Below are 20,099 nucleotides of genomic sequence, written 5' to 3' on the forward strand. Positions count from 1 at the left end.
TTACTTAAATCAATTTAATCAAAATATGGAGTGTAGTATATGAAAACTAATAACATTAAAGTTGGTGTCTCTAATAAAGAAGGTCAGTTAGGTTTTGTCTTCTCAAGAGGTGGTCATCGTGAAGGATCAGGAAGAAAGGGGATAGGTGTGACTAAGAAAGTATCTTTAACCCTGACAGAGGAGACATGGAATAAAATTGACGATCATTGCACAGATAATAAAGTTTCTCGTTCGGAGGTTATTCGTAATATTCTTGAGTCCTACTTTTCACAATAATTTGTTCCAGGTAGGTGAGGTCTTTGCTGGTTGAGATAACAAAAGATTCTCTTATGAAGGCCGTGCAGCACGTAATAAAAGCTGTAGCAGTGAATAGCCCAATACCTATACTCCAAGGGATAAACATTCAAGCCGGTGCAGATGGCGTTAGTTTTACTGCAAGTAATACAAGTATGACAATACAGTCTATGATTCCTCAAGACTGTGCTTCTTTGACTGTGAAAAGAACAGGGGCTATTGTAATACCATCACGTTATTTTTACGATGTTATTCGTAAACATGATGATGAGTTGATTGTACTTGAAATTAAAGAGCAATTGATTCTTACGATTATATCAGGTCATGCTCAAGTGCGTTTATGCGGAATGGACTCAGCAGAATTCCCCTTTAGTCATAACGCGGAGGGACTTTCTCCTGGTAAGCTGCAAGTGAATAGTGCCTTGTTTAGGTCAACTCTTAAACAAGTAACGATAGTGGCATCAACGTCCGAGACTAGACCGATATTAACGGGAGTTGCCTTCCAATGCCATAGTAACTCCCTGAACTTAATTGCTACTGACGGAGTCCGCCTTGCCACCCGAACGTTGCATATTAAAGGTAATACAAATGACAGTCTTAACGTTACTATTCCAGCAAAAAATCTCTCTGAGTTATCAAAAATGTTAAGTGACACAGATGAAATGACTGAAATTGAGATAAGCAAGAACCGAGTGACATTTATGACAAATGGATTAAAAGTCGAATCTGCTCTTATTGAAGGAACTTTTCCTTCCATAAAGAATGTGATACCTCAATCATATCTATGTGAAATCTTTGTCGATAAAGCACGATTGATGTGAAGGCGTAACTGTATTGGCAAATGAAAACATTATTAGATTAGTAGCGACTGCAGATACTTTAAAACTATTGTCCAAAACAGCTGAAATCGGGGATATTGAAAATGAAGTTCCATTACTACAGATGCTCGGTGAAGAATTTATCATATCACTTAATGGAAAGTTTTTTATCGATATACTTCGTAACATAGATTGTCCGAGCATCCGAATAAGATATGCAGGGCAAAATAGTCCCATTGTCTTACTTCCAGATGATTCGCTCATGTCCTCTCTATTCTTGATTACTCCAGTGAGGACACATAATAAATGAGACAACCTCACTAACTTCCTGTATTAAACTATCGTTTACGTTAGCTTAAAGCCATTATGGGTCGAAGTGTTAGAAATTATCTTCTAATTTCGTTAGATTTGATATGTTGCTTTGTACAAAGAGTACAAACGCTTTGAAACAACACTAATAATCAATGATAACAATGTATATACAAAGACCCAAACCAGAAAAGTAGTATTATAAAATTGATACATAATAACGACAGAGAAAATGAAAACCAACAGAGGCACGATATAAGCATTTTTCAAGAGTAAATATCCAACAATACTTAGCAAAAGAATTATAACAGGATAAATTATTAGAATTTGTGTTAGTACATTTATCATAATTAACCCCTATACATAATAATGTTTTTCTTACTACAAATTTAATAAATCCGTAAACATAACCAAACAACTGATGTGATTGCAACTGATGCAGCCAATAGGATAAAAAGAATATAACCGACATTGGTTTTCATACTGCTTCGCTTGTCGTAAACCTCTGGCTTTATACCTAATCCAAGCCACATATCGCCAATCAGACTCGCAACGGTTATTGCAAAATTTTTGATTAGTTTCACCTTACATCGCTCCTTGACTAAGGATTTTTTCCCAAAACCAAACTTACTACATTGTACCATATATTGGAACTATCCTGCCCGTTAGGTTAAATAAAGGCTGCTGCTCAATGGGATCTGCAGCCTTTGCTGTGTTATTATGCTATCGTTTCCAGTTAGTTGAGTGAGCTGCTATCTAACTTCGTCATCGTACTCATAACAACTAATCCAAAATGGCATATCTAACGCCGCTATTTTCTTTATTAGTTCTGGTTCGAAAGCCAAGTTACACTGACCTTCAAAATAAACTGCGATGTCCAAATACACATAATCTGCTCCACATTCTATGATGTATTTTTTGAATGGCAAGACTGCATTAACAACCCAGTGTAAACCAATTTCCACATCGTCATCATATGGCAAGTCGTCGGGAGGACGTAATTCTGCCGCACCATAAGTTAGCGGTTTGCCTTTTGAAGGCCCTAATGTCCGGACATCGCCAACCTCTGATATGGATTGCAGTTGCCAATTTGTTTTTTGCTGTAGCAATTCTGGTGAAAACTTGTCGCCAGTCATATAACATGTTGCATCAATGCGTTTAAACATTTTATCCTCCGAAATGTCTACTCAGTTCAATATTTCATTCTCTCTTGTTTAATCCCTCTTCAACTATTCTGCCCTTTAGGGTGGAGACGGTAGCCGGACTCCTTGGCCAGCTGCCGCGCTACCCAGTTAGCTCAATCCTTTACTTTTAAGTACCTTTTTGAAGTCTACCCTAGCACCATCACGACCATCATAATTAGGGCCATACAGGCAAACCATCAAACTCTTGTTCATGTGGCTGATTAACAAATCCCATGCGTACATGGAACACCACAGAATTCTTATTTTTAGGGACTGTGACACATCGAATTACATTTCTGCCCCATAGCTGATGTACGCCAGGATATGTGGGATTATAGACTATTTTCGAAAAATTAATTCTATCTGTGTGAAGTGCGTAGATGCACCTTAAGGAGCAACTAATTCTACCTTTATTCGGTCGGGGTCTTCAAAAAACAGAGCATAATAATTTTCTCCGCCCGCGAAAGGATGCTTATCTTTGTAAAGCACGTTCATTCCCTTGGAATAAACCTTTACAGTCAACTCGTCCACTTGTTCTCTCGAAATTGCATGGAATGCCAAATGATTGAGTCCTACCCGACAACGATTGTACGGCACATCCAAGTGCTTTTCTTTTGCTTGAACAAATACAAGGTAGGTGTCTCCTAATTTCCAACTACGACCCTCTTTCCACTGCTGATATGGCGTATAACCAAGCTCTGACAGAAACCACCCCCAGAACTCAGCCGAACGTTCGAGGTCTGATACGTAAATCTCGATATGATGTAGTAATCCCAATTGATTCACCCTTTCATGTTGTTTTGATCACTTCATACATCAGCTTGAATCCTAATGAAATTTGATATCTCACACGACGCCAATAGTAACGCGTTTTTCATCCTGTTTTTTCTAGGTGGCAAATATTTTAACATTGTGCGATACAAATATGAAAGGTTTAAAGTCGTATGAGCAAGGTTCTTTAATTATTTGCGCAGGTACGGGTAGAAATATATTAAGGTCAATAAACTGAAGACTGGTCCGACCCCAAAAATGAAGCAGCTGCCACCGGCAAACTGCTCCAAGTTAGGTTGAACTATAGTTCCCCGTCGTATAGAACCGGAAAGGTGTTGATTGTATTCTTATGCCTCCGGCATGTTCTCAGGTTCATTTCCAAGATTCTCAACGACAAAAGCCATTGCTCCTTGAATTGATTTGGTTTCGTGCCATTCGCCTTTCATCCAATATACAGCTTGCCCCTCGTTCACCAGTGTCCAGTTATGGTCCCCACTTCCCGAGCGTACCTGCACTTCTCCCTGAGCTACAAGAAATAACTGATTTGAAGGCGCAACGTGACCACCAACTACTGCGCTAGGAGCAAGGTGCATGCATCCTATATGAAACTCACCATCAGATCTAATTATTTTAGACATCGATAAATTTATGCTTCCAAAGGCGGTAATTTGTTTGCCGACTTCGGAATCGAAACGAAATATTTTCAATACACTACTCCCTCTCTTTATGTAACAAAATCGTTTTCTTCGACTTAACGTGTACTGTTAGCGGAACAGGCCAACAATTACAGGTAGCCTGCTGTTGTTGTGCTCTTGTACCCGATGATAAACAATCTTCCCAGGCTCTTTGAGGCTTTAGTAATCTATCGTATCATGTATTGGAAGTATCCTGCCCGTTAGTTCAATAAAAAAACGCTCCCGCAGGTTGGCTGAACACTCCCTATTGGGTTTAATCATATTTGGGTAAGCTAATGAAAACAGAAAGAAGATCGGCACTTTTGTCCGATCTCCTTTCTGTTGGCATTTAACTTAATGTGTAGATCCCTTGTTCCTAATCATCTTCGTCAAATAACCAATTCAAATCAACATAAAATTTTTTTCTTAATTCATTAAGAGTCTCCGCAGACGGTTTTGTCTTCCCTTGCTCGATTTCACTTAATCTACCCTGTGAAATCCCAATGGTATCAGCGAAATCAATCTGATTCAAATTGTGCTTCTTTCGAATGGCTTTAACTTTCTCACCAATTGTATTCATCTTTGACCTCCATTTAAAACGAAAATTGGGCCGTCCTCACCTTGTAGGACGGCCCATGCTGTTTAGAACAAAACTTAATTGTAATTTTACTGCTCAGAACAAAACTTTATTGTTTAGAACAACACTTTATTGTAATGAATCAGATATTACTTACCGTTTGAAAGCCCTACTCCACCGTCACCGACTTCGCCAAATTCCGCGGCTTATCCACATCGTTACCACGCGCCAGAGACGCGTAGTAGCTCAGCAACTGCAACGGCACCACCGCCAACGCCGGCGTCAACAGAGCCAGCGTCTTTGGAATCGCGAACGTCGAGTCAACCGATTTCGCAAGCTCCACATCCCCATCGTTCACCACGCCGATGACATGCGCGCCGCGCGCTTTGACTTCCTTGATGTTGCTGACGGTCTTCTCGAACAGCTCTTCCTGTGTAGCCAGCGCGATCACCGGAATACCCTCTTCGATCAACGCCAACGTACCGTGCTTAAGTTCACCCGCCGCATAAGCTTCGGAGTGAATGTAGGAGATCTCTTTCAGCTTCAGAGAACCTTCCACTGCTACCGCATAATCCAGACCTCGTCCGATGAAGAACAGGTTGTCATGCGTGGACACCGCCTCGGCGATTCCCTTCAACACTTCGGCCTGCTCCAGGATCGCCTCCACTTGCTCCGGCAAAGCCTGCATCGCCGTGATCGTTTCCGATACAACCGCATCTTCCACCGTGCCCAATACTTGAGCCATGTACAGACCCAGCAGATAGAACGCGATTAACTGCGACGTGTACGCCTTGGTGGAAGCAACCGCAATCTCAGGACCCGCCCAAGTTGTAATCACATCATTCGCTTCACGTGCAACAGACGAACCCACCACGTTAGTGATCGCTAACACACGTGCTCCGCAACGTTGTGCTTCACGAAGCGCAGCCAACGTATCCGCCGTCTCACCGGACTGGGAAACCACGATGACCAGCGTATCTTTCGTAATGATCGGCGCACGGTAACGATACTCCGAAGCCACATCGGTTTCCACCGGGATGCGAGCAAGCTTCTCGATCACGCTTTTGCCCACCAGACCGGCATGGTACGCTGTTCCGCAAGCCACGATATGCACGTTGCGAATCGAACGAATGTCCTCTTCCGTCATCGTCAACTCCGGCAACACCACCCGGTTCCCCGTATCATTCAGACGCGCGCCCATCGTATCGCGATAAGCTTTCGGCTGCTCATAAATTTCTTTCAACATAAAGTGATCAAATCCGGCTTTTTCCGCCGTTACCAGGTCCCAATCCACGTGGAATATTTCCCGAGAAATAAGATTTCCTGTCAGATCACGCAATTCGATGCCGTCTCTTGTCAGAATGGCCATATCTCCGTCGTTCAGGATAAATACATTACGCGTATGCTCCAAAATCGCCGGAATATCCGATCCGATAAAGTTTTCGCCCTCGCCAATCCCGATCACCAACGGACTCGCATAGCGCACCGCCACCAATTTGTCCGGCTCATACTCCGTCAACACGCCAAGCGCATAAGCGCCGCGCATCCGAGCCACAGCACGCTGCACCGCAGCAACGATATCGCCGTCATACTCGTCCGCCACCAAATGAGCGATAACCTCCGTATCCGTCTCCGAAACGAACACATGGCCTTTCGCCTGCAACTCTTCCTTCAGACCCAGGTAGTTCTCAATAATCCCGTTATGCACAACCGAGAATTTCGACGAATTGTCCGTATGCGGATGGGAGTTCACATCAGACGGTTTACCATGCGTAGCCCAACGTGTATGCCCGATGCCCGCGGAACCTTCCAGAGGCGCACCCGCAAGCTCCGACTCCAGATTCGCCAAACGGCCCTTCGCCTTCTTCACTTCCAGCCCGTTCTTCGTGAACACGGCAATCCCAGCGGAGTCGTAACCGCGATATTCCAACTTCTTCAACCCTTCAATTAAAATCGCCTGTGAATCCCGATGACCGATATAACCAACAATTCCACACATATATTTTGCCTCCGATGAATGATAAATTTAATTTCCCCTAAAATAGACAATACAAAACCAAGCCTCCGAAGCCTCTTTTTTCAGCAAAAAAGACAGACTTCTAGCTACCCGCCACCATTTGGGCGCAAAAATAAACACACTTCAACACACCTGCTCCATAAGCAGACACACCAAATCCATCTATATCAATCACGCTCGTTAAAATACACACATAACCATACTAACGCTCGACAAAGCCACTGTTTGCCGATCCTACGCTAGCATCTAAATCCTCTATTCAGCATCCTCATTGGAACTTTGTCCGCCCGGTTGCCCGTAACGTTTTGTTTCCAACTTTCGGCTCGGATGCGTAAGCCGGGAGGCCCCCGCCGAAAACTTCGAACCCCTCCACCTCGTCAACTGCTCCGTACCCATGAAACCCGGCTGCTGCGTCCGACACCATCGTCGTCACACCGTCCGCGTCCGCACAATTCCTTCGCAGTTCTGGCGCTTGTGTTGCTTCTGTAACCTCAATCCACCTGTCTATATTAGAATGACATAGTAACATCTTATGCATTTTGACACCAAGATGCAACTTATTTCATGTAAACACGGCGAATCCGCTTGAATCACCCACGAAACCGCCTCTATTCCGCTGGCCCCTCTTTAAATAATCCCGTAGAAAAACAGATCCGTAATCCCACCGCCCCCAATCGCAAAAATGGCGCTTCACCTCTAACTCAGGCGAGCGCCATTCTCTATTCGCAAAAATCTATACTAACTCCGCCTTCACCACTTCGGCAATGCGGTTTACGTGCGCTTCCACAGTAGCCTTGTCCGGGCCTTCGGCCATCACGCGAATCAGCGATTCGGTGCCGGAAGGACGCACCAACACGCGGCCGTTCTCGCCCATCTCTTCTTCAACTTCGCGAATCACGTTCTCCACGGCCGCATTACCGCCAAGCTTGCTCTTATCTTGTACACGTACATTAAGCAACACTTGCGGGAACTTGGTCATCATCGTCCGAAGCTCAGCAAGAGATTTGCCGGATTCTTTCACCGTAGCCACCAGTTGCAGCGCCGTCAGAATACCGTCTCCCGTGGTATTGTAGTCCAGGAAGATCACGTGCCCGGATTGCTCTCCGCCCAGGTTAAACCCGCCGCGGCGCATCTCCTCCATCACGTAGCGGTCGCCGACAGCCGTCTGCGCCGTCTTCAACCCCAGCTCCTTCACAGCTTTGAAGAAGCCGATGTTGCTCATCACCGTCGTCACGACGGTGCTTTCGTTCAGCTTGCCTTTGCGGTTCATCGCATCCGCGCAAATGCACAAGATGAAATCGCCGTCCACTTCCGCGCCCGTGCCGTCTATAGCGATCAACCGGTCCGCGTCGCCGTCGAACGACAGACCCAGATCCGCGCCGTGCTTCACGACTTCGGCCTGCAGGAACTCCGGATGGGTCGAGCCGCATCCGTCATTAATGTTCAGGCCGTTCGGCTCGGCGCCGAGCGTAATCACTTCCGCTCCCAGATCGCGGAACACTTTCGGGGCCAGCTGATACGCGGATCCGTGCGCGCAATCCAGTACAACCTTCAAGCCGTCGAAACGCGTCGTCACCGTCGTCTTCAGGAACTCGAGAAACGTGTATTTCGCCTGCTCATCCACCATTACCGTGCCTAGCGCGCCGCCGATCGGGCGCGGCAGCTCATCGATCTCAGCATCCATCAGACGCTCAATCTCCAGCTCCGTCTCATCCGACAGCTTATAGCCGTCGCCGCCGAAAAACTTGATCCCGTTATCCTGTACCGGATTGTGGGACGCCGAAATCATGACCCCCGCGTCCGCGCCCATCGTGCGGGTCAGGTAAGCTACCGCCGGCGTGGATACGACGCCGATGCGAATGACATCCGCGCCGATGGACAGAAGTCCCGCAACCAGCGCCGCCTCCAGCATAGGACCGGAAATTCTCGTATCCAGTCCGATAATCACTTTCGGTTTATCCGCCTGCCGCGTCAGGACGTACCCTCCGCATCGGCCGATTTTATAAGCAAGCTCTGCTGTTAACTCCTGATTGGCGACGCCTCTGACGCCGTCTGTTCCGAAATATTTCCCCATATCTGTTCCATACGCTCCTTAAGGTTCATGTTCAATGTGTCTTATCTATTCGCTCAACTCTGTAATATCAAACGCTATGCCGGCTCCCCCGGTTCCATGTCAAAATATTCAAGCCGCTAACGAATCCTGATAACGCTATCCGGACTTATTGGAAACCTTTCGGATTGTAACGAATCGTGATAGCGCTATTAGGCCAATTAAACACGACTTTTCCATCAAAATACCCCATTAACGTTACCACGATTCGTTAAAGTTTCAAAATGGCTCCTTGAGCCCATTTAACGCTATCACGATTCGTTAGACGGCAGATTCGGGCGACAAGTTGCACTGCTGCTGCCACCGATGACGTACCCCTTGCTATGCGACGAATGACGCGGGACAACGTAATTGTTTACTTCCGACAGGGCAACTTTACAACCGCTTCCTGCTACTTAAAACGGGCACTGAGCTACTCTCCGCCATCGATGCCATAAGCCGGCACCATTCTGTCCCTTGCCTGCTCCAGCTTAGTCGCCTTCACCGGTTGCATCGCCATTGGCGTCACCGCCGACACCTTCCGAGTCGGTACCGCCGTTACCGGCCCCCGACCCAGCGTCTCCGTCGCCGCCAGAGCCCGCTCCCGCGCCGCCCGAACCACTCCCGGCCGTGCCGCCGTTGCCCGCTGCGTTACCGCTGCCCGTGCCGCCGGCGTTACCGCCGCTGTTGCCGCTCCCGGCACCGCCCGTGCCCGGCTTCACACCGCCGGCGCCACCGGTCTCGCCCGGCTTCGTACCGCCGCTGCCGCTGCCGCCACCGCCCGGCTTCGTGCCGCCGCCGCTACTGCTGCCGCCTCCTGCACTGCCGGTTCCGCCAGCCGCGCCACCGGAGCCCGTCGCGGCGCCCTCGTCGTCGCCCGCCTCCGACGGCACCCCCGAGAGATCAGGCTCCTGATCCTTAATCGTCGGTACAGAGCCCTCCGAATCCACCTGCTTCGCCTTGATCTCCACCTGCACCCTCGCCGAGAACCCCGCGCTCGGGTAAATCAAGCTCGGCGGGTTCAGGATGACAGGCACGGTGTGCAGACCCGGCGGCAGGTCCGTCACATTCACGATCGCCTGCACATCCCGCCGAGTCAGCCCATCCAGAAGTGTCGGAGCACCCTCCACTTCCGCATCAATGGTGCCCGCGGCCGGCTCCGCGATGCGGGTCGTGAACTCATCGTTCTGACCTACAATTGTCACCGGCACATTCGCCAGCGTCCGCTTCGCCGACTGTACCACCTTGATCGTATATTCCACCTGTGCCGGCTCTACTTTCTCCATGCCCGGCAACAGCGGGATATCCAAGGCCACTTGCGCGTCCTTCGTCAACTTTAAGGCACTTAGATCCAACTGCAAACCGTCGAACAGTTCCAACGGATCCAGTACATCCTGCGGGCCGTAAACCGTAACATGATCCACGTTCGGTGTAAGCGATGCGATGGCGTATCCATCCGGCATGCGTCCCGTCAGCTTCACCTGCAGAGGTACCGTTTTCAGCGGAGAGGTAATCGGCACCTCGACTTCCACGATGGAAGGCGTAATAACCGCATCCACGCGCTTTCCGTTGCGATCCAGAGCAACCAGCTTCACCCGCCGGTTACGAACCGCTTCATTCAACCCTTCCAAATCCACGGTCCCCACGACTTGCTCAATGGAATCCTGCATGCTGCTTGGCAGTAGCACATACACCTTGTTCGGATTAATAACAGGCTCCCCCGCCTTAAATCCATCCGCGGGCGCTCCTTTAAGCTTGATCTGTACAGGCATTTCTTTCTTCTGCATCGCTTCCACGCGCACGGTTACCGTCGCGGGCAGAATCTCGACAATATCCACGTCGTTCACTTGCGAAACCCCGCGCAGCGGCAACGTATGAATCCCTTCCGTAATTCCGTTCAGATTCAGCTCTACGCGCGTATCCTCGGGGTTCAGACGATTCAGCACCGAGGATTTCCCCCGCAGCTTCAAAGCGACTTTCGAAGGCTGAACACTGCTCACCCAATACTCGCCTTCATCCAGTCCGACCTGATTAATGCCAACGTCCGTTACCGTTACCGTCTGAGTTTTGGGCAATTGGGCGCGCGGCGTATTCTGCTCATCGAAATGAACGACCATCCACAGCAACAATCCCAGAACCAACGCAGTAATTTTGACAACGGTAGAGTTCTCAAGCCATTTATCCATCATTGCTCATCATCCCTCCGTTTCCAGAATGAAGAGTTGAATTTAGGTTTATTGTTCTTGTTCTTCTGAGCCGGGCGCAATCCCTCAAACATCTTCGAAATCAGCGCTTCCTCTTTAATATCCCGGACAACTTGTCCGTTCATAGCCAGTGAAATCTGCCCCGTTTCCTCGGAGACCACGATACAGATCGCATCTGAAACTTCACTCATCCCGATGGCTGCGCGGTGGCGTGTGCCCAACTCTTTGCTGATAAACGGATTCTCCGACAGAGGTAAGTAGCAGCCTGCGGCCATAATCAGTTGCCTGCGGATAATGACCGCGCCGTCGTGCAATGGCGTATTCGGCACAAAAATGTTCATCAACATCTCCGAGCTGATCTGCGCTTCCATGGAAATGCCGGATTCTATGTAATCGGTCAGCCCCGTTTCCCGTTCAAATACAATTAAAGCCCCAATCTTGCGGCGGGATAGAGCATTGACGGTGGTGATGACCTCTTGTATGCGTTTGTTAAAAAGTTGCTCTTCTTCCGTAGACGTCCGGCTGAACAGTTTCCCCCGGCCCAGTTGCTCCAGCGCGCGCCGCAGCTCAGGCTGAAAGATGATAATGACCGCCAGCACCCCGAAGGTGAACATTTGGTTCATCAGCCAATTCAGTGTGTACAGATTGAACCAGATACTGAGCGCCCAAGTGGAAATGAGCACAAAGATTCCTTTGAGCAATTGGACCGCGCGCGTTCCGCGAATCAAGATCATAATTTTATAAATTACATAGCTCACAATGAGAATATCAATAATATCTTTAATGGCGTTCGGCCAAGTATAGCCCTCAAAATAATCCAACATGAAGGAACCCCCGTAATCATTCCCGTTATGCGCACAATAAATGGATCTCTACGCTCTACTATTCACCAAAGGCGTCTTCCCTATGAATCGGGAGTACCCTTCGATTTCCAGTTGTAATCTTATTGTAACATAATAAAAAAACTCCCGAAACCTTACTTCGGGAGTCATCTTAGATCAAGCAAATCCATCACTTAAACCATTCGCCGATCTTGTACCAAATCCAGTCCAGCGCTTGATTCACGGTATCGATCTGGCCTGAGATATGGGCGGTGGAGGCCAAGTTCATGCTGCCGTCAATGACCGTCAGGTTTCCCTCTACGTCACCGTATATTTCCGTGCGGCCGTTCTCAACCGTGAGATTACCCGCAACCTTATGTCCTTCCGGCACAATCACCGTATCCCCTTGAATCACCACTTGGCTTAAATCCGCGCCCTTCACCACCAGCTCGCCTTCCTGGTTCCAGAGGGACATGAAGCTGCTCATCATGATGAGGAAGAATACCGCGGCGGCTGAAACAGCCGGATGTCTGCGTACCCATTGGAGCACGCGGTTCTGTACATTATTCTGTTGCTTCTTGGCGGGTAGCTGCGCCATCAATCTGGCGGTGAAGTCATCCGGCGCTTTCACTGGCTCCATGGAGCCTAACATGAACGAGGTATGCTCGAGTTTCTTGAAATGAGCGTTACATGCTGCGCATTCTCTCAGATGACTGTTCAGCTTCACACTTGATTCCGGATCCAGATCCCCGTCCAAATAATTGTGTATTAAAGAGTTGGCTTGTCGACAATCCATCCGTGGCCACTCCTTTCATTCCGTCGTAAAAATCAATCTGCTCTATACCATACGAATGAGTTACATATTTGTTTCATAAATTTGTTTCCATCTTTTTGCGCAAAAACTCGCGTCCCCGATGCACCCGGGTTTTCACCGTCGTCACCGGAATACCCAGAATATCGCTGATTTCCTGCAGCGACTGATCATGCAGATACTTCAGGATGACTGCTGATTTGTACTTGGCCGGTAAGCTGTCGATCGCTTTGCGAATAGAATCTTGCGTCTCCGTAAGCAACACTTGGTTCTCCGGACCGGGATCATGACTTGCGAGCATCGCGTACATGTCCGTGCCTTCGCCGTCGTTCAGCTCCGCGTCCAGGGAGTAGCTTGGCTTCTTTTTGCGTAAACGGTCAATGCACAAATTGGTCCCGATGCGAAAGATCCACGTCGAGAACTTCTGTGTTTCATCATACTTTTCCAGGTTGGAATACACGCGCAAGAACGTTTCCTGCGTGACATCCTCCGCCTCTTGCCGATTGTTCAGCATGCGGTAGCCCAGATTAAAAATCTTGTCCTTATAGAGTTCAACTAACTCCGCGAAAGCCGTTTGATCGCCGTTCCGAGCGAGGCGCACCAAGCGGGCATCCATTGCAATCAATTTCATGTCCCCCAACTTGCGGTTATCCGAATAAAGAAAAGCCGAAAACCGCTAAGGCTTCCGGCTATCTTATCATTAACCTGTATTTCTCAGTCCTGCAGCAATGCCGTTGATGGTTAACAACACTTCACGCAGCAGGTCCGGATCGTCTTCTCCCTGTTCGCGTAACGCACGCAGCTCGGTAATTAACTGAACTTGCATGTAGCTTAGCGGATCAACGTACGGATTGCGAAGGCGAATGGATTCCTGAATGACAGGCACGTTATCCAGAATGTCCTGCTGACCTGTAATCAGCATAATCAATTCCGACGTAACCTTATATTCCTCCTGAATCCCGCCAAAAATTCGCTGTTCCGTTGTCTTGTCTTTAATCATATTGGCATATTCCTTGGCAATGATCAAGTCTGCTTTAGCCAGAGCCATTTGCAGGCTGTCGATCATGGTGCGGAAGAAGGAAGACTTGGCATACATTTGTTGCAAAATCTTCAGCTTCTCCTCGTTGCCCTCGTAATAACTTTGAAGAGCCGTACCGGCCGCGTACCAGGCCGGTAACAAATACCGGCTTTGCGTCCATGAGAATACCCATGGAATCGCGCGCAAATCCTCGAAGCGGTCGCTATTCTTCCGCTTGGACGGACGCGAACCGATATTCAGCTCGCCGATTTCCGGCAGCGGCGTCGATTCCTTGAAGAAGGTCAGGAAGTCCGGATCTCGGAAAATCAGATCCTGGTACTTCTTCTGTGCTACCTCCGAGATCTCCTTAATGATCTCATTCCATTGCTCTTCTTGGGCGTTGCTCTGCGGGTACTTCGCCAATAGCGCGGCTGTGATCAGCGCGGATGTGGCTTGCTCCAGACTCCGGTAAGCGATCGGTTGCATCGCGTACCGGGAGGAGAGCACTTCACCTTGCTCCGTAATCTTAATGCCTCCGCCCAGCGTGTGCGGCGGTTGAGCCAGAATGCTGCGGTTCAGCGGCATGCCGCCGCGGCCTAAAGCGCCTCCGCGGCCGTGGAAAAACTTAAGCTTCACTCCGTGCGCATTCCCGGTATTGGTAATCTCGTTCAGCGCTACGCGAAGCTCCCAGTTGGCCGTGATCATACCGCCGTCTTTGTTGCTGTCGGAATAGCCCAGCATAATCTCCTGCTGCCCGTTCATGGCTTCCACGCCTTGTTTATACGCAGGAATCTGGAACAATGTATCCATAATCGCCGGCGCTTCGTGCAAGTCGTCAATTGTTTCGAACAGAGGCACGGATTGCAGAGTGCATACGACGTTGCCTTCCGCATCTTTGCGATAGAGGCCTACTTCTTTCGCGAACACCATCACTTCAAGCAGATCGCTTGCCCCTTGCGTCATCGATATCAGGTAGCTCGAGATACAGCCGACCCCGAATTCCTTCTGTGCGGCTTGAATTGTAACGTACACATCCAGACATTCCTGGGTTGAAGGAGTATATTGCGCGTAAGGCGATGTCAGCGGCCTAGGGTCTTTAAGAAGCTCGTGCAACAACTCAATCTTAGCCTCTTCCGTCAGTTCCGGGTAGTTCTTAACGATGTTCATATGCGCCAGAATCTCAGCCATCGCGTTCTCGTGCTCTTTGCTGTGTTGACGTACGTCCAGAGCGACCAGATGGAATCCGAAGAGTTCAACCTGCCGAATGGTTTTCTTCAATTCGGTATCCGCTACGTAGTCCGCAAAGTGATTGCGCAAGCTGCGATCGATGATTTTAAGATCTTGTATAAGTTCGTCCGCATTATTATATTTGGCTTCGGGAGAAATCCCTTCAACTTTCGTGTTAAACAGCTTCTCACGCATAAAAGAAAGCTTAATTCGGTAGGGCTCCCGCTCATTGCGCCACATATCAATATTCCGTGTTTCCACTTGCTCGCGGTCCTTGCGAATGGATTCCGCCAGCTCGGGTGAAATTTCAATCAGGTTGGTGCTGAAGCTAAGCAATCCCATCAGATGCTTGAGAATCTCTTCATATTTGCGCAGGACCAGTTGTCTGTGCATCTTCAGCGTTTCCCAGGTGACCTTAGCCGTTACGGACGGGTTTCCGTCCCGATCGCCGCCAATCCAAGAGCCGAATCGCAAGTAAGTCGGCACATGCCAAGCGTGCTCCGGATAATATTTGTCCAGACAGCGTTCAAGCTCTTGATACACATCCGGTAGGGCATTAAACAACGTCTCGTCAAAATAGTACATTCCATTACGCACTTCATCCACTACGGTCGGTTTACGGTCACGCAGCTCATCCGTTTGCCATAGCGTTATGACTTCATTCAGGAGCTTCTCGCGTAGTTGTTCACGTTCTCTATAAGTAATTGTGGGGTTGTCCAGCAGCATGACATCGTCCGCGATCCGTTTATGGATGGCTAATACGGCTCTGCGCATTGCTTCCGTTGGATGAGCGGTCATCACAAGCTCCAGGGATATGCCCTCAAGCAATTCCTGAACTTCTTCAATGGAGATGTTGCTGTCCTTGAGCTCCACGATGACACTTTCGATGGATCCCGGTTGGATATTCTCGCCGGATGTACGCTCGTAGTCTCTCTTGCGGCGAATCCGGTGATTCTGTTCCGCGATGTTAACCAATTGGAAATAGATCGCGAATGCGCGGATCACTTGATGCCGATTTTCTGAATCCAGGCCGCGGATCGTGTTCTTGAATTCTTCAAACAAGCTGGGAACATAGTTCGCGCGCAGCGACTTGCTCATCTCTCTGATTTTCTCAACGATATCGAGAAGCTCGGTTCCGCCTTGATGGACCAGCACCTCTCCCAGTATGTTTCCCAAGAAACGAACATCCCGCCGCAGCAGATTATTGGGTTGATTCTTGCTTGTCACCACTGCTACTTCAGACATGATTTCCCCTCCATCCAAATAGTTCGACAATTGCAAACATTTCTTCCCATCATACTACATTTGGCACAGAAAATCTTCTGTATCCATAAATTTTATAACCATATATACATATAGATACGCACAAAAAAAAGACCATTTGGTCTTCTCTCATTGTGACTATAAAGCGGGTGATGGGAATCGAACCCACGCTATTAGCTTGGAAGGCTAAAGTTCTACCATTGAACTACACCCGCGTATAAATGGTCGGGATGACACGATTTGAACATGCGACCCCCTGGTCCCAAACCAGGTGCTCTACCAAGCTGAGCTACATCCCGAATGTATAAAAATGAATGGCGCGCCCTAAGAGATTCGAACTCCTGGCCTTTTGATTCGTAGTCAAACGCTCTATCCAGCTGAGCTAAGGGCGCACTATTGTGTTTCGTGATAAATATGGAGCGGAAGACGGGAATCGAACCCGCGACCCTCGCCTTGGCAAGGCGATGCTCTACCGCTGAGCCACTTCCGCAAGGTACCCCGTAAAGGGGTATTGTATGCGCGTGGAGGGACTTGAACCCCCACGCCATAGGCGCTAGATCCTAAGTCTAGTGCGTCTGCCAATTCCGCCACACGCGCATAGTAATACAGGCAAGTTATAGGTTTACCTGGTTAAAGGTAAATGGTGAGCCATGTAGGATTCGAACCTACGACACCCTGATTAAAAGTCAGGTGCTCTACCAGCTGAGCTAATGGCTCTCATAAGAGAGAAATGGCTGGGGATCAAGGATTCGAACCTTGGAATGACGGAGTCAAAGTCCGTTGCCTTACCGCTTGGCTAATCCCCAAAGGTATGACTGGTGCCGTCGAGAGGACTTGAACCCCCAACCTACTGATTACAAGTCAGTTGCTCTACCAGTTGAGCTACAACGGCAAGGTATTAATGGAGGCTGAGGGGATCGAACCCCCGACCCTCTGCTTGTAAGGCAGATGCTCTCCCAGCTGAGCTAAGCCTCCATAATTTCCGGTACAGAGGCTGTTCATAACGTACAGTCTGTCCAAAAAGTGAGCATTTAAATCTAAAGTTGTAATGGTGACCCGTAGGGGATTCGAACCCCTGTTACCTCCGTGAAAGGGAGGTGTCTTAACCCCTTGACCAACGGGCCTTACTAAGTTGAAGATGGAGCTCTCAACCGGAATCGAACCGGTGACCTCATCCTTACCATGGATGCACTCTACCTACTGAGCTATGAGAGCAAGTGGCTCCCCGAACAGGACTCGAACCTGTGACAACTCGATTAACAGTCGAGTGCTCTACCAACTGAGCTATCAGGGAATAGAGTACTCGAACGCTACTGCTAGAAGTTAGAGTAACGTTAGAGTATTGTTCGCTTGGCAACGTCCTACTCTTCCAGGACCCTGCGGTCCAAGTACCATCGGCGCTGAAGGGCTTAACGGTCGTGTTCGAGATGGGTACGCGTGGTTCCCCTTCGCCATTGTTACCAAACTAAGAGTTTTGCTTTAGCAAAACTGACTTCGTAAGCATAAGCTTCTCGAAATCGCTGCGAGAAAAGATCCCGCTCAAGGTTTGCACCCTGAAAACTGAATAGGAATGAATGTAAAACTACGCGTTAACCTGTTAATTCAGATAATTTGGATAAGCCCTCGACCGATTAGTATTCGTCAGCTCCATGCATTGCTGCACTTCCACCCCGAACCTATCAACCTCGTCGTCTTCAAGGGGTCTTACTGATTGGGAAATCTCATCTTGAGGGGGGCTTCGCGCTTAGATGCTTTCAGCGCTTATCCCGTCCGTACATAGCTACCCAGCGATGCCTCTGGCGAGACAACTGGTACACCAGCGGTACGTCCATCCCGGTCCTCTCGTACTAAGGACAGCTCCTCTCAAATTTCCTGCGCCCACGACAGATAGGGACCGAACTGTCTCACGACGTTCTGAACCCAGCTCGCGTACCGCTTTAATGGGCGAACAGCCCAACCCTTGGGACCTACTTCAGCCCCAGGATGCGATGAGCCGACATCGAGGTGCCAAACCTCCCCGTCGATGTGGACTCTTGGGGGAGATAAGCCTGTTATCCCCAGGGTAGCTTTTATCCGTTGAGCGATGGCCCTTCCATGCGGTACCACCGGATCACTAAGCCCGACTTTCGTCCCTGCTCGACCTGTATGTCTCGCAGTCAAGCTCCCTTATGCCTTTGCACTCTTCGAATGATTTCCAACCATTCTGAGGGAACCTTGGGGCGCCTCCGTTACTCTTTAGGAGGCGACCGCCCCAGTCAAACTGCCCACCTGACACTGTCCCTCGCCCGGTTTCACGGGCGCAGGTTAGAACTCCGATACGATCAGGGTGGTATCCCAACGGCGCCTCCGGCGAAGCTTGCGCTCCGCCTTCTCAGGCTCCCACCTATCCTGTACAGATCGTACCAAAGTCCAATATCAAGCTGCAGTAAAGCTCCATGGGGTCTTTCCGTCTTGTCGCGGGTAACCTGCATCTTCACAGGTATTAAAATTTCACCGGATCTCTCGTTGAGACAGCGCCCAAGTCGTTACGCCATTCGTGCGGGTCAGAATTTACCTGACAAGGAATTTCGCTACCTTAGGACCGTTATAGTTACGGCCGCCGTTTACTGGGGCTTCGGTTCACAGCTTCGGATTGCTCCTAACCGCTCCCCTTAACCTTCCAGCACCGGGCAGGCGTCAGCCCGTATACTTCGCCTTACGGCTTCGCACAGACCTGTGTTTTTGCTAAACAGTCGCTTGGGCCTTTTCACTGCGGCCCCCTCGGGCTATTCACCCTACCGAGGCACCCCTTCTCCCGAAGTTACGGGGTCATTTTGCCGAGTTCCTTAACGAGAGTTCTTCCGCGCGCCTTAGAATACTCTTCTCGCCTACCTGTGTCGGTTTGCGGTACGGGCACCATCACCTGGCTAGAGGCTTTTCTCGGCAGCCAGAGTACATGTTCTTCGCTACTTATATTTCGCTCCCCATCACAGCCCAGCCTTACGATGTGCGGATTTACCTACACATCAGCCTCACTGCTTGGACGGACACTTCCATCAGTCCGCAACGTTCCCCTTCTGCGTCACCCCATTGCTCATAACGGCTTACGGTGGTACAGGAATATCAACCTGTTGTCCTTCGACTACGCCTTTCGGCCTCGCCTTAGGTCCCGACTAACCCTGAGCGGACGAGCCTTCCTCAGGAATCCTTAGGCTTTCGGCGGACAAGATTCTCACTTGTCTTTTCGTTACTTATACCGGCATTCTCACTTGTATGCTGTCCAGCGCTCCTTACGGTACACCTTCAACCCACATACAACGCTCCCCTACCACTGATCTTACGATCAATCCATAGCTTCGGTGGCGTGTTTAGCCCCGTTACATTTTCGGCGCAGAGTCACTCGACCAGTGAGCTATTACGCACTCTTTAAATGGTGGCTGCTTCTAAGCCAACATCCTGGTTGTCTGTGCAACTCCACATCCTTTCCCACTTAACACACACTTGGGGACCTTAGCTGATGGTCTGGGCTGTTTCCCTCTTGACGATGGATCTTAGCACTCACCGTCTGACTCCTGGCTATAAGTCTATGGCATTCGGAGTTTGACTGAGCTTGGTAACCCTTGGCGGGCCCCGCACCCAATCAGTGCTCTACCTCCACGACTCTAGAATCCAAGGCTAGCCCTAAAGCTATTTCGGGGAGAACCAGCTATCTCCGAGTTCGATTGGAATTTCTCCGCTACCCCCACCTCATCCCCGCATTTTTCAACATGCGTGGGTTCGGGCCTCCAGTGAGTGTTACCTCACCTTCACCCTGGACAGGGGTAGATCACTCGGTTTCGGGTCTACACCCACGTACTTAGTCGCCCTATTCAGACTCGCTTTCGCTGCGGCTACGGCTTCTCACCTTAACCTTGCACGTGAACGTAACTCGCCGGTTCATTCTACAAAAGGCACGCCATCACCCATATAGAGGGCTCTGACTTTTTGTAAGCACACGGTTTCAGGTTCTATTTCACTCCGCTCCCGCGGTCCTTTTCACCTTT

General features: G+C 49.3%; 17 protein-coding genes, 12 tRNA genes and 2 rRNA genes (1 of these 31 only partly in view). 3 read left to right on the top strand and 28 right to left on the bottom strand.

Annotation, left to right across the window (positions count from 1 at the left end; all coding sequences use genetic code 11):
• The first annotated feature begins 39 nt into the window (after positions 1–39).
• The 3 genes from SY83_RS05625 to SY83_RS23770 all read left to right on the top strand — a co-directional run bounded on the left by SY83_RS05625 (position 40) and on the right by SY83_RS23770 (position 1,422).
• On the top strand, positions 40–276 hold the full coding sequence (locus SY83_RS05625) for a ribbon-helix-helix domain-containing protein (protein WP_068605074.1): 237 nt from the start codon (positions 40–42) through the stop codon (positions 274–276).
• A 23-nt stretch (positions 277–299) separates the two neighbouring features.
• Positions 300–1,115, top strand: a complete 816-nt coding sequence (gene dnaN, locus SY83_RS05630; RefSeq protein WP_068605076.1) for a DNA polymerase III subunit beta — start codon at positions 300–302, stop codon at positions 1,113–1,115.
• A gap of 67 nt (positions 1,116–1,182) precedes the next feature.
• The gene (locus tag SY83_RS23770; RefSeq protein ID WP_407944624.1) at positions 1,183–1,422 is read left to right on the top strand and encodes a hypothetical protein; all 240 of its coding nucleotides are present in this window, start codon (positions 1,183–1,185) and stop codon (positions 1,420–1,422) included.
• Between the two features lie 92 nt (positions 1,423–1,514).
• Here SY83_RS23770 and SY83_RS23775 read toward each other — a convergent pair whose 3' ends face one another.
• The 28 genes from SY83_RS23775 to SY83_RS05775 form a co-directional block, all read right to left on the bottom strand.
• A complete protein-coding gene (locus tag SY83_RS23775; protein WP_068605086.1) occupies positions 1,515–1,769 on the bottom strand; it encodes a DUF2651 family protein in 255 nt (84 codons plus the stop codon).
• Between the two features lie 41 nt (positions 1,770–1,810).
• On the bottom strand, positions 1,811–2,005 hold the full coding sequence (locus SY83_RS05645; RefSeq protein ID WP_068610922.1) for a hypothetical protein: 195 nt from the start codon (positions 2,003–2,005) through the stop codon (positions 1,811–1,813).
• A 168-nt stretch (positions 2,006–2,173) separates the two neighbouring features.
• Positions 2,174–2,587, bottom strand: coding sequence for a hypothetical protein (locus SY83_RS05650; RefSeq protein WP_068605088.1), 414 nt, complete (start codon positions 2,585–2,587; stop codon positions 2,174–2,176).
• 405 nt (positions 2,588–2,992) lie between these two features.
• Positions 2,993–3,391: a VOC family protein gene (locus SY83_RS05655; protein ID WP_231891386.1), complete on the bottom strand. Its 399-nt coding sequence runs from the start codon at positions 3,389–3,391 to the stop codon at positions 2,993–2,995.
• Positions 3,392–3,723: 332 nt separating this feature from the next.
• On the bottom strand, positions 3,724–4,083 hold the full coding sequence (locus tag SY83_RS05660) for a cupin domain-containing protein (protein WP_068605095.1): 360 nt from the start codon (positions 4,081–4,083) through the stop codon (positions 3,724–3,726).
• A 343-nt stretch (positions 4,084–4,426) separates the two neighbouring features.
• Positions 4,427–4,630: a helix-turn-helix domain-containing protein gene (locus SY83_RS05665; RefSeq protein WP_068605097.1), complete on the bottom strand. Its 204-nt coding sequence runs from the start codon at positions 4,628–4,630 to the stop codon at positions 4,427–4,429.
• 166 nt (positions 4,631–4,796) lie between these two features.
• Positions 4,797–6,626, bottom strand: coding sequence for a glutamine--fructose-6-phosphate transaminase (isomerizing) (gene glmS, locus SY83_RS05670; RefSeq protein ID WP_068605099.1), 1,830 nt, complete (start codon positions 6,624–6,626; stop codon positions 4,797–4,799).
• Positions 6,627–6,912: 286 nt separating this feature from the next.
• A complete protein-coding gene (locus SY83_RS05675; RefSeq protein WP_197479985.1) occupies positions 6,913–7,173 on the bottom strand; it encodes a hypothetical protein in 261 nt (86 codons plus the stop codon).
• Between the two features lie 204 nt (positions 7,174–7,377).
• On the bottom strand, positions 7,378–8,718 hold the full coding sequence (gene glmM / locus SY83_RS05680) for a phosphoglucosamine mutase (RefSeq protein ID WP_068605103.1): 1,341 nt from the start codon (positions 8,716–8,718) through the stop codon (positions 7,378–7,380).
• Between the two features lie 506 nt (positions 8,719–9,224).
• Positions 9,225–10,922, bottom strand: coding sequence for a CdaR family protein (locus SY83_RS05685; protein ID WP_068605105.1), 1,698 nt, complete (start codon positions 10,920–10,922; stop codon positions 9,225–9,227).
• Positions 10,919–11,761, bottom strand: coding sequence for a diadenylate cyclase CdaA (gene cdaA, locus SY83_RS05690; protein ID WP_068605107.1), 843 nt, complete (start codon positions 11,759–11,761; stop codon positions 10,919–10,921). The genes SY83_RS05685 and cdaA overlap by 4 nt, the downstream gene beginning before the upstream one ends.
• 187 nt (positions 11,762–11,948) lie before the next feature.
• Positions 11,949–12,554, bottom strand: a complete 606-nt coding sequence (locus SY83_RS05695) for a zf-HC2 domain-containing protein (RefSeq protein WP_068605109.1) — start codon at positions 12,552–12,554, stop codon at positions 11,949–11,951.
• A 73-nt stretch (positions 12,555–12,627) separates the two neighbouring features.
• Positions 12,628–13,200 (bottom strand): RNA polymerase sigma factor SigW, encoded by a 573-nt coding sequence (gene sigW, locus SY83_RS05700; protein ID WP_068605112.1) that lies wholly within the window; start codon positions 13,198–13,200, stop codon positions 12,628–12,630.
• A 69-nt stretch (positions 13,201–13,269) separates the two neighbouring features.
• Positions 13,270–16,059, bottom strand: coding sequence for a phosphoenolpyruvate carboxylase (ppc, locus tag SY83_RS05705; RefSeq protein ID WP_068605114.1), 2,790 nt, complete (start codon positions 16,057–16,059; stop codon positions 13,270–13,272).
• Positions 16,060–16,221: 162 nt separating this feature from the next.
• Positions 16,222–16,292 (bottom strand) — tRNA-Gly (locus SY83_RS05710).
• A gap of 7 nt (positions 16,293–16,299) precedes the next feature.
• Positions 16,300–16,376 (bottom strand) — tRNA-Pro (locus SY83_RS05715).
• Between the two features lie 16 nt (positions 16,377–16,392).
• Positions 16,393–16,469, bottom strand: a tRNA-Arg gene (locus SY83_RS05720).
• Between the two features lie 23 nt (positions 16,470–16,492).
• Positions 16,493–16,567: transfer RNA gene (locus SY83_RS05725), tRNA-Gly, on the bottom strand.
• A 26-nt stretch (positions 16,568–16,593) separates the two neighbouring features.
• Positions 16,594–16,674: transfer RNA gene (locus SY83_RS05730), tRNA-Leu, on the bottom strand.
• Between the two features lie 44 nt (positions 16,675–16,718).
• A tRNA-Lys gene (locus SY83_RS05735) sits at positions 16,719–16,794 on the bottom strand.
• A gap of 14 nt (positions 16,795–16,808) precedes the next feature.
• A tRNA-Gln gene (locus SY83_RS05740) sits at positions 16,809–16,883 on the bottom strand.
• Between the two features lie 10 nt (positions 16,884–16,893).
• A tRNA-Thr gene (locus SY83_RS05745) sits at positions 16,894–16,969 on the bottom strand.
• A 10-nt stretch (positions 16,970–16,979) separates the two neighbouring features.
• Positions 16,980–17,052 (bottom strand) — tRNA-Val (locus tag SY83_RS05750).
• Between the two features lie 74 nt (positions 17,053–17,126).
• Positions 17,127–17,201 (bottom strand) — tRNA-Glu (locus SY83_RS05755).
• A 15-nt stretch (positions 17,202–17,216) separates the two neighbouring features.
• A tRNA-Thr gene (locus SY83_RS05760) sits at positions 17,217–17,292 on the bottom strand.
• 3 nt (positions 17,293–17,295) lie between these two features.
• A tRNA-Asn gene (locus tag SY83_RS05765) sits at positions 17,296–17,371 on the bottom strand.
• A 54-nt stretch (positions 17,372–17,425) separates the two neighbouring features.
• Positions 17,426–17,542, bottom strand: a 5S ribosomal RNA gene (rrf, locus tag SY83_RS05770).
• Positions 17,543–17,688: 146 nt separating this feature from the next.
• A 23S ribosomal RNA gene (locus tag SY83_RS05775) occupies positions 17,689–20,099 on the bottom strand; it runs 516 nt beyond the window's last position.

Source organism: Paenibacillus swuensis, from assembly GCF_001644605.1.
GTDB lineage: Bacteria > Bacillota > Bacilli > Paenibacillales > DY6 > Paenibacillus_N > Paenibacillus_N swuensis.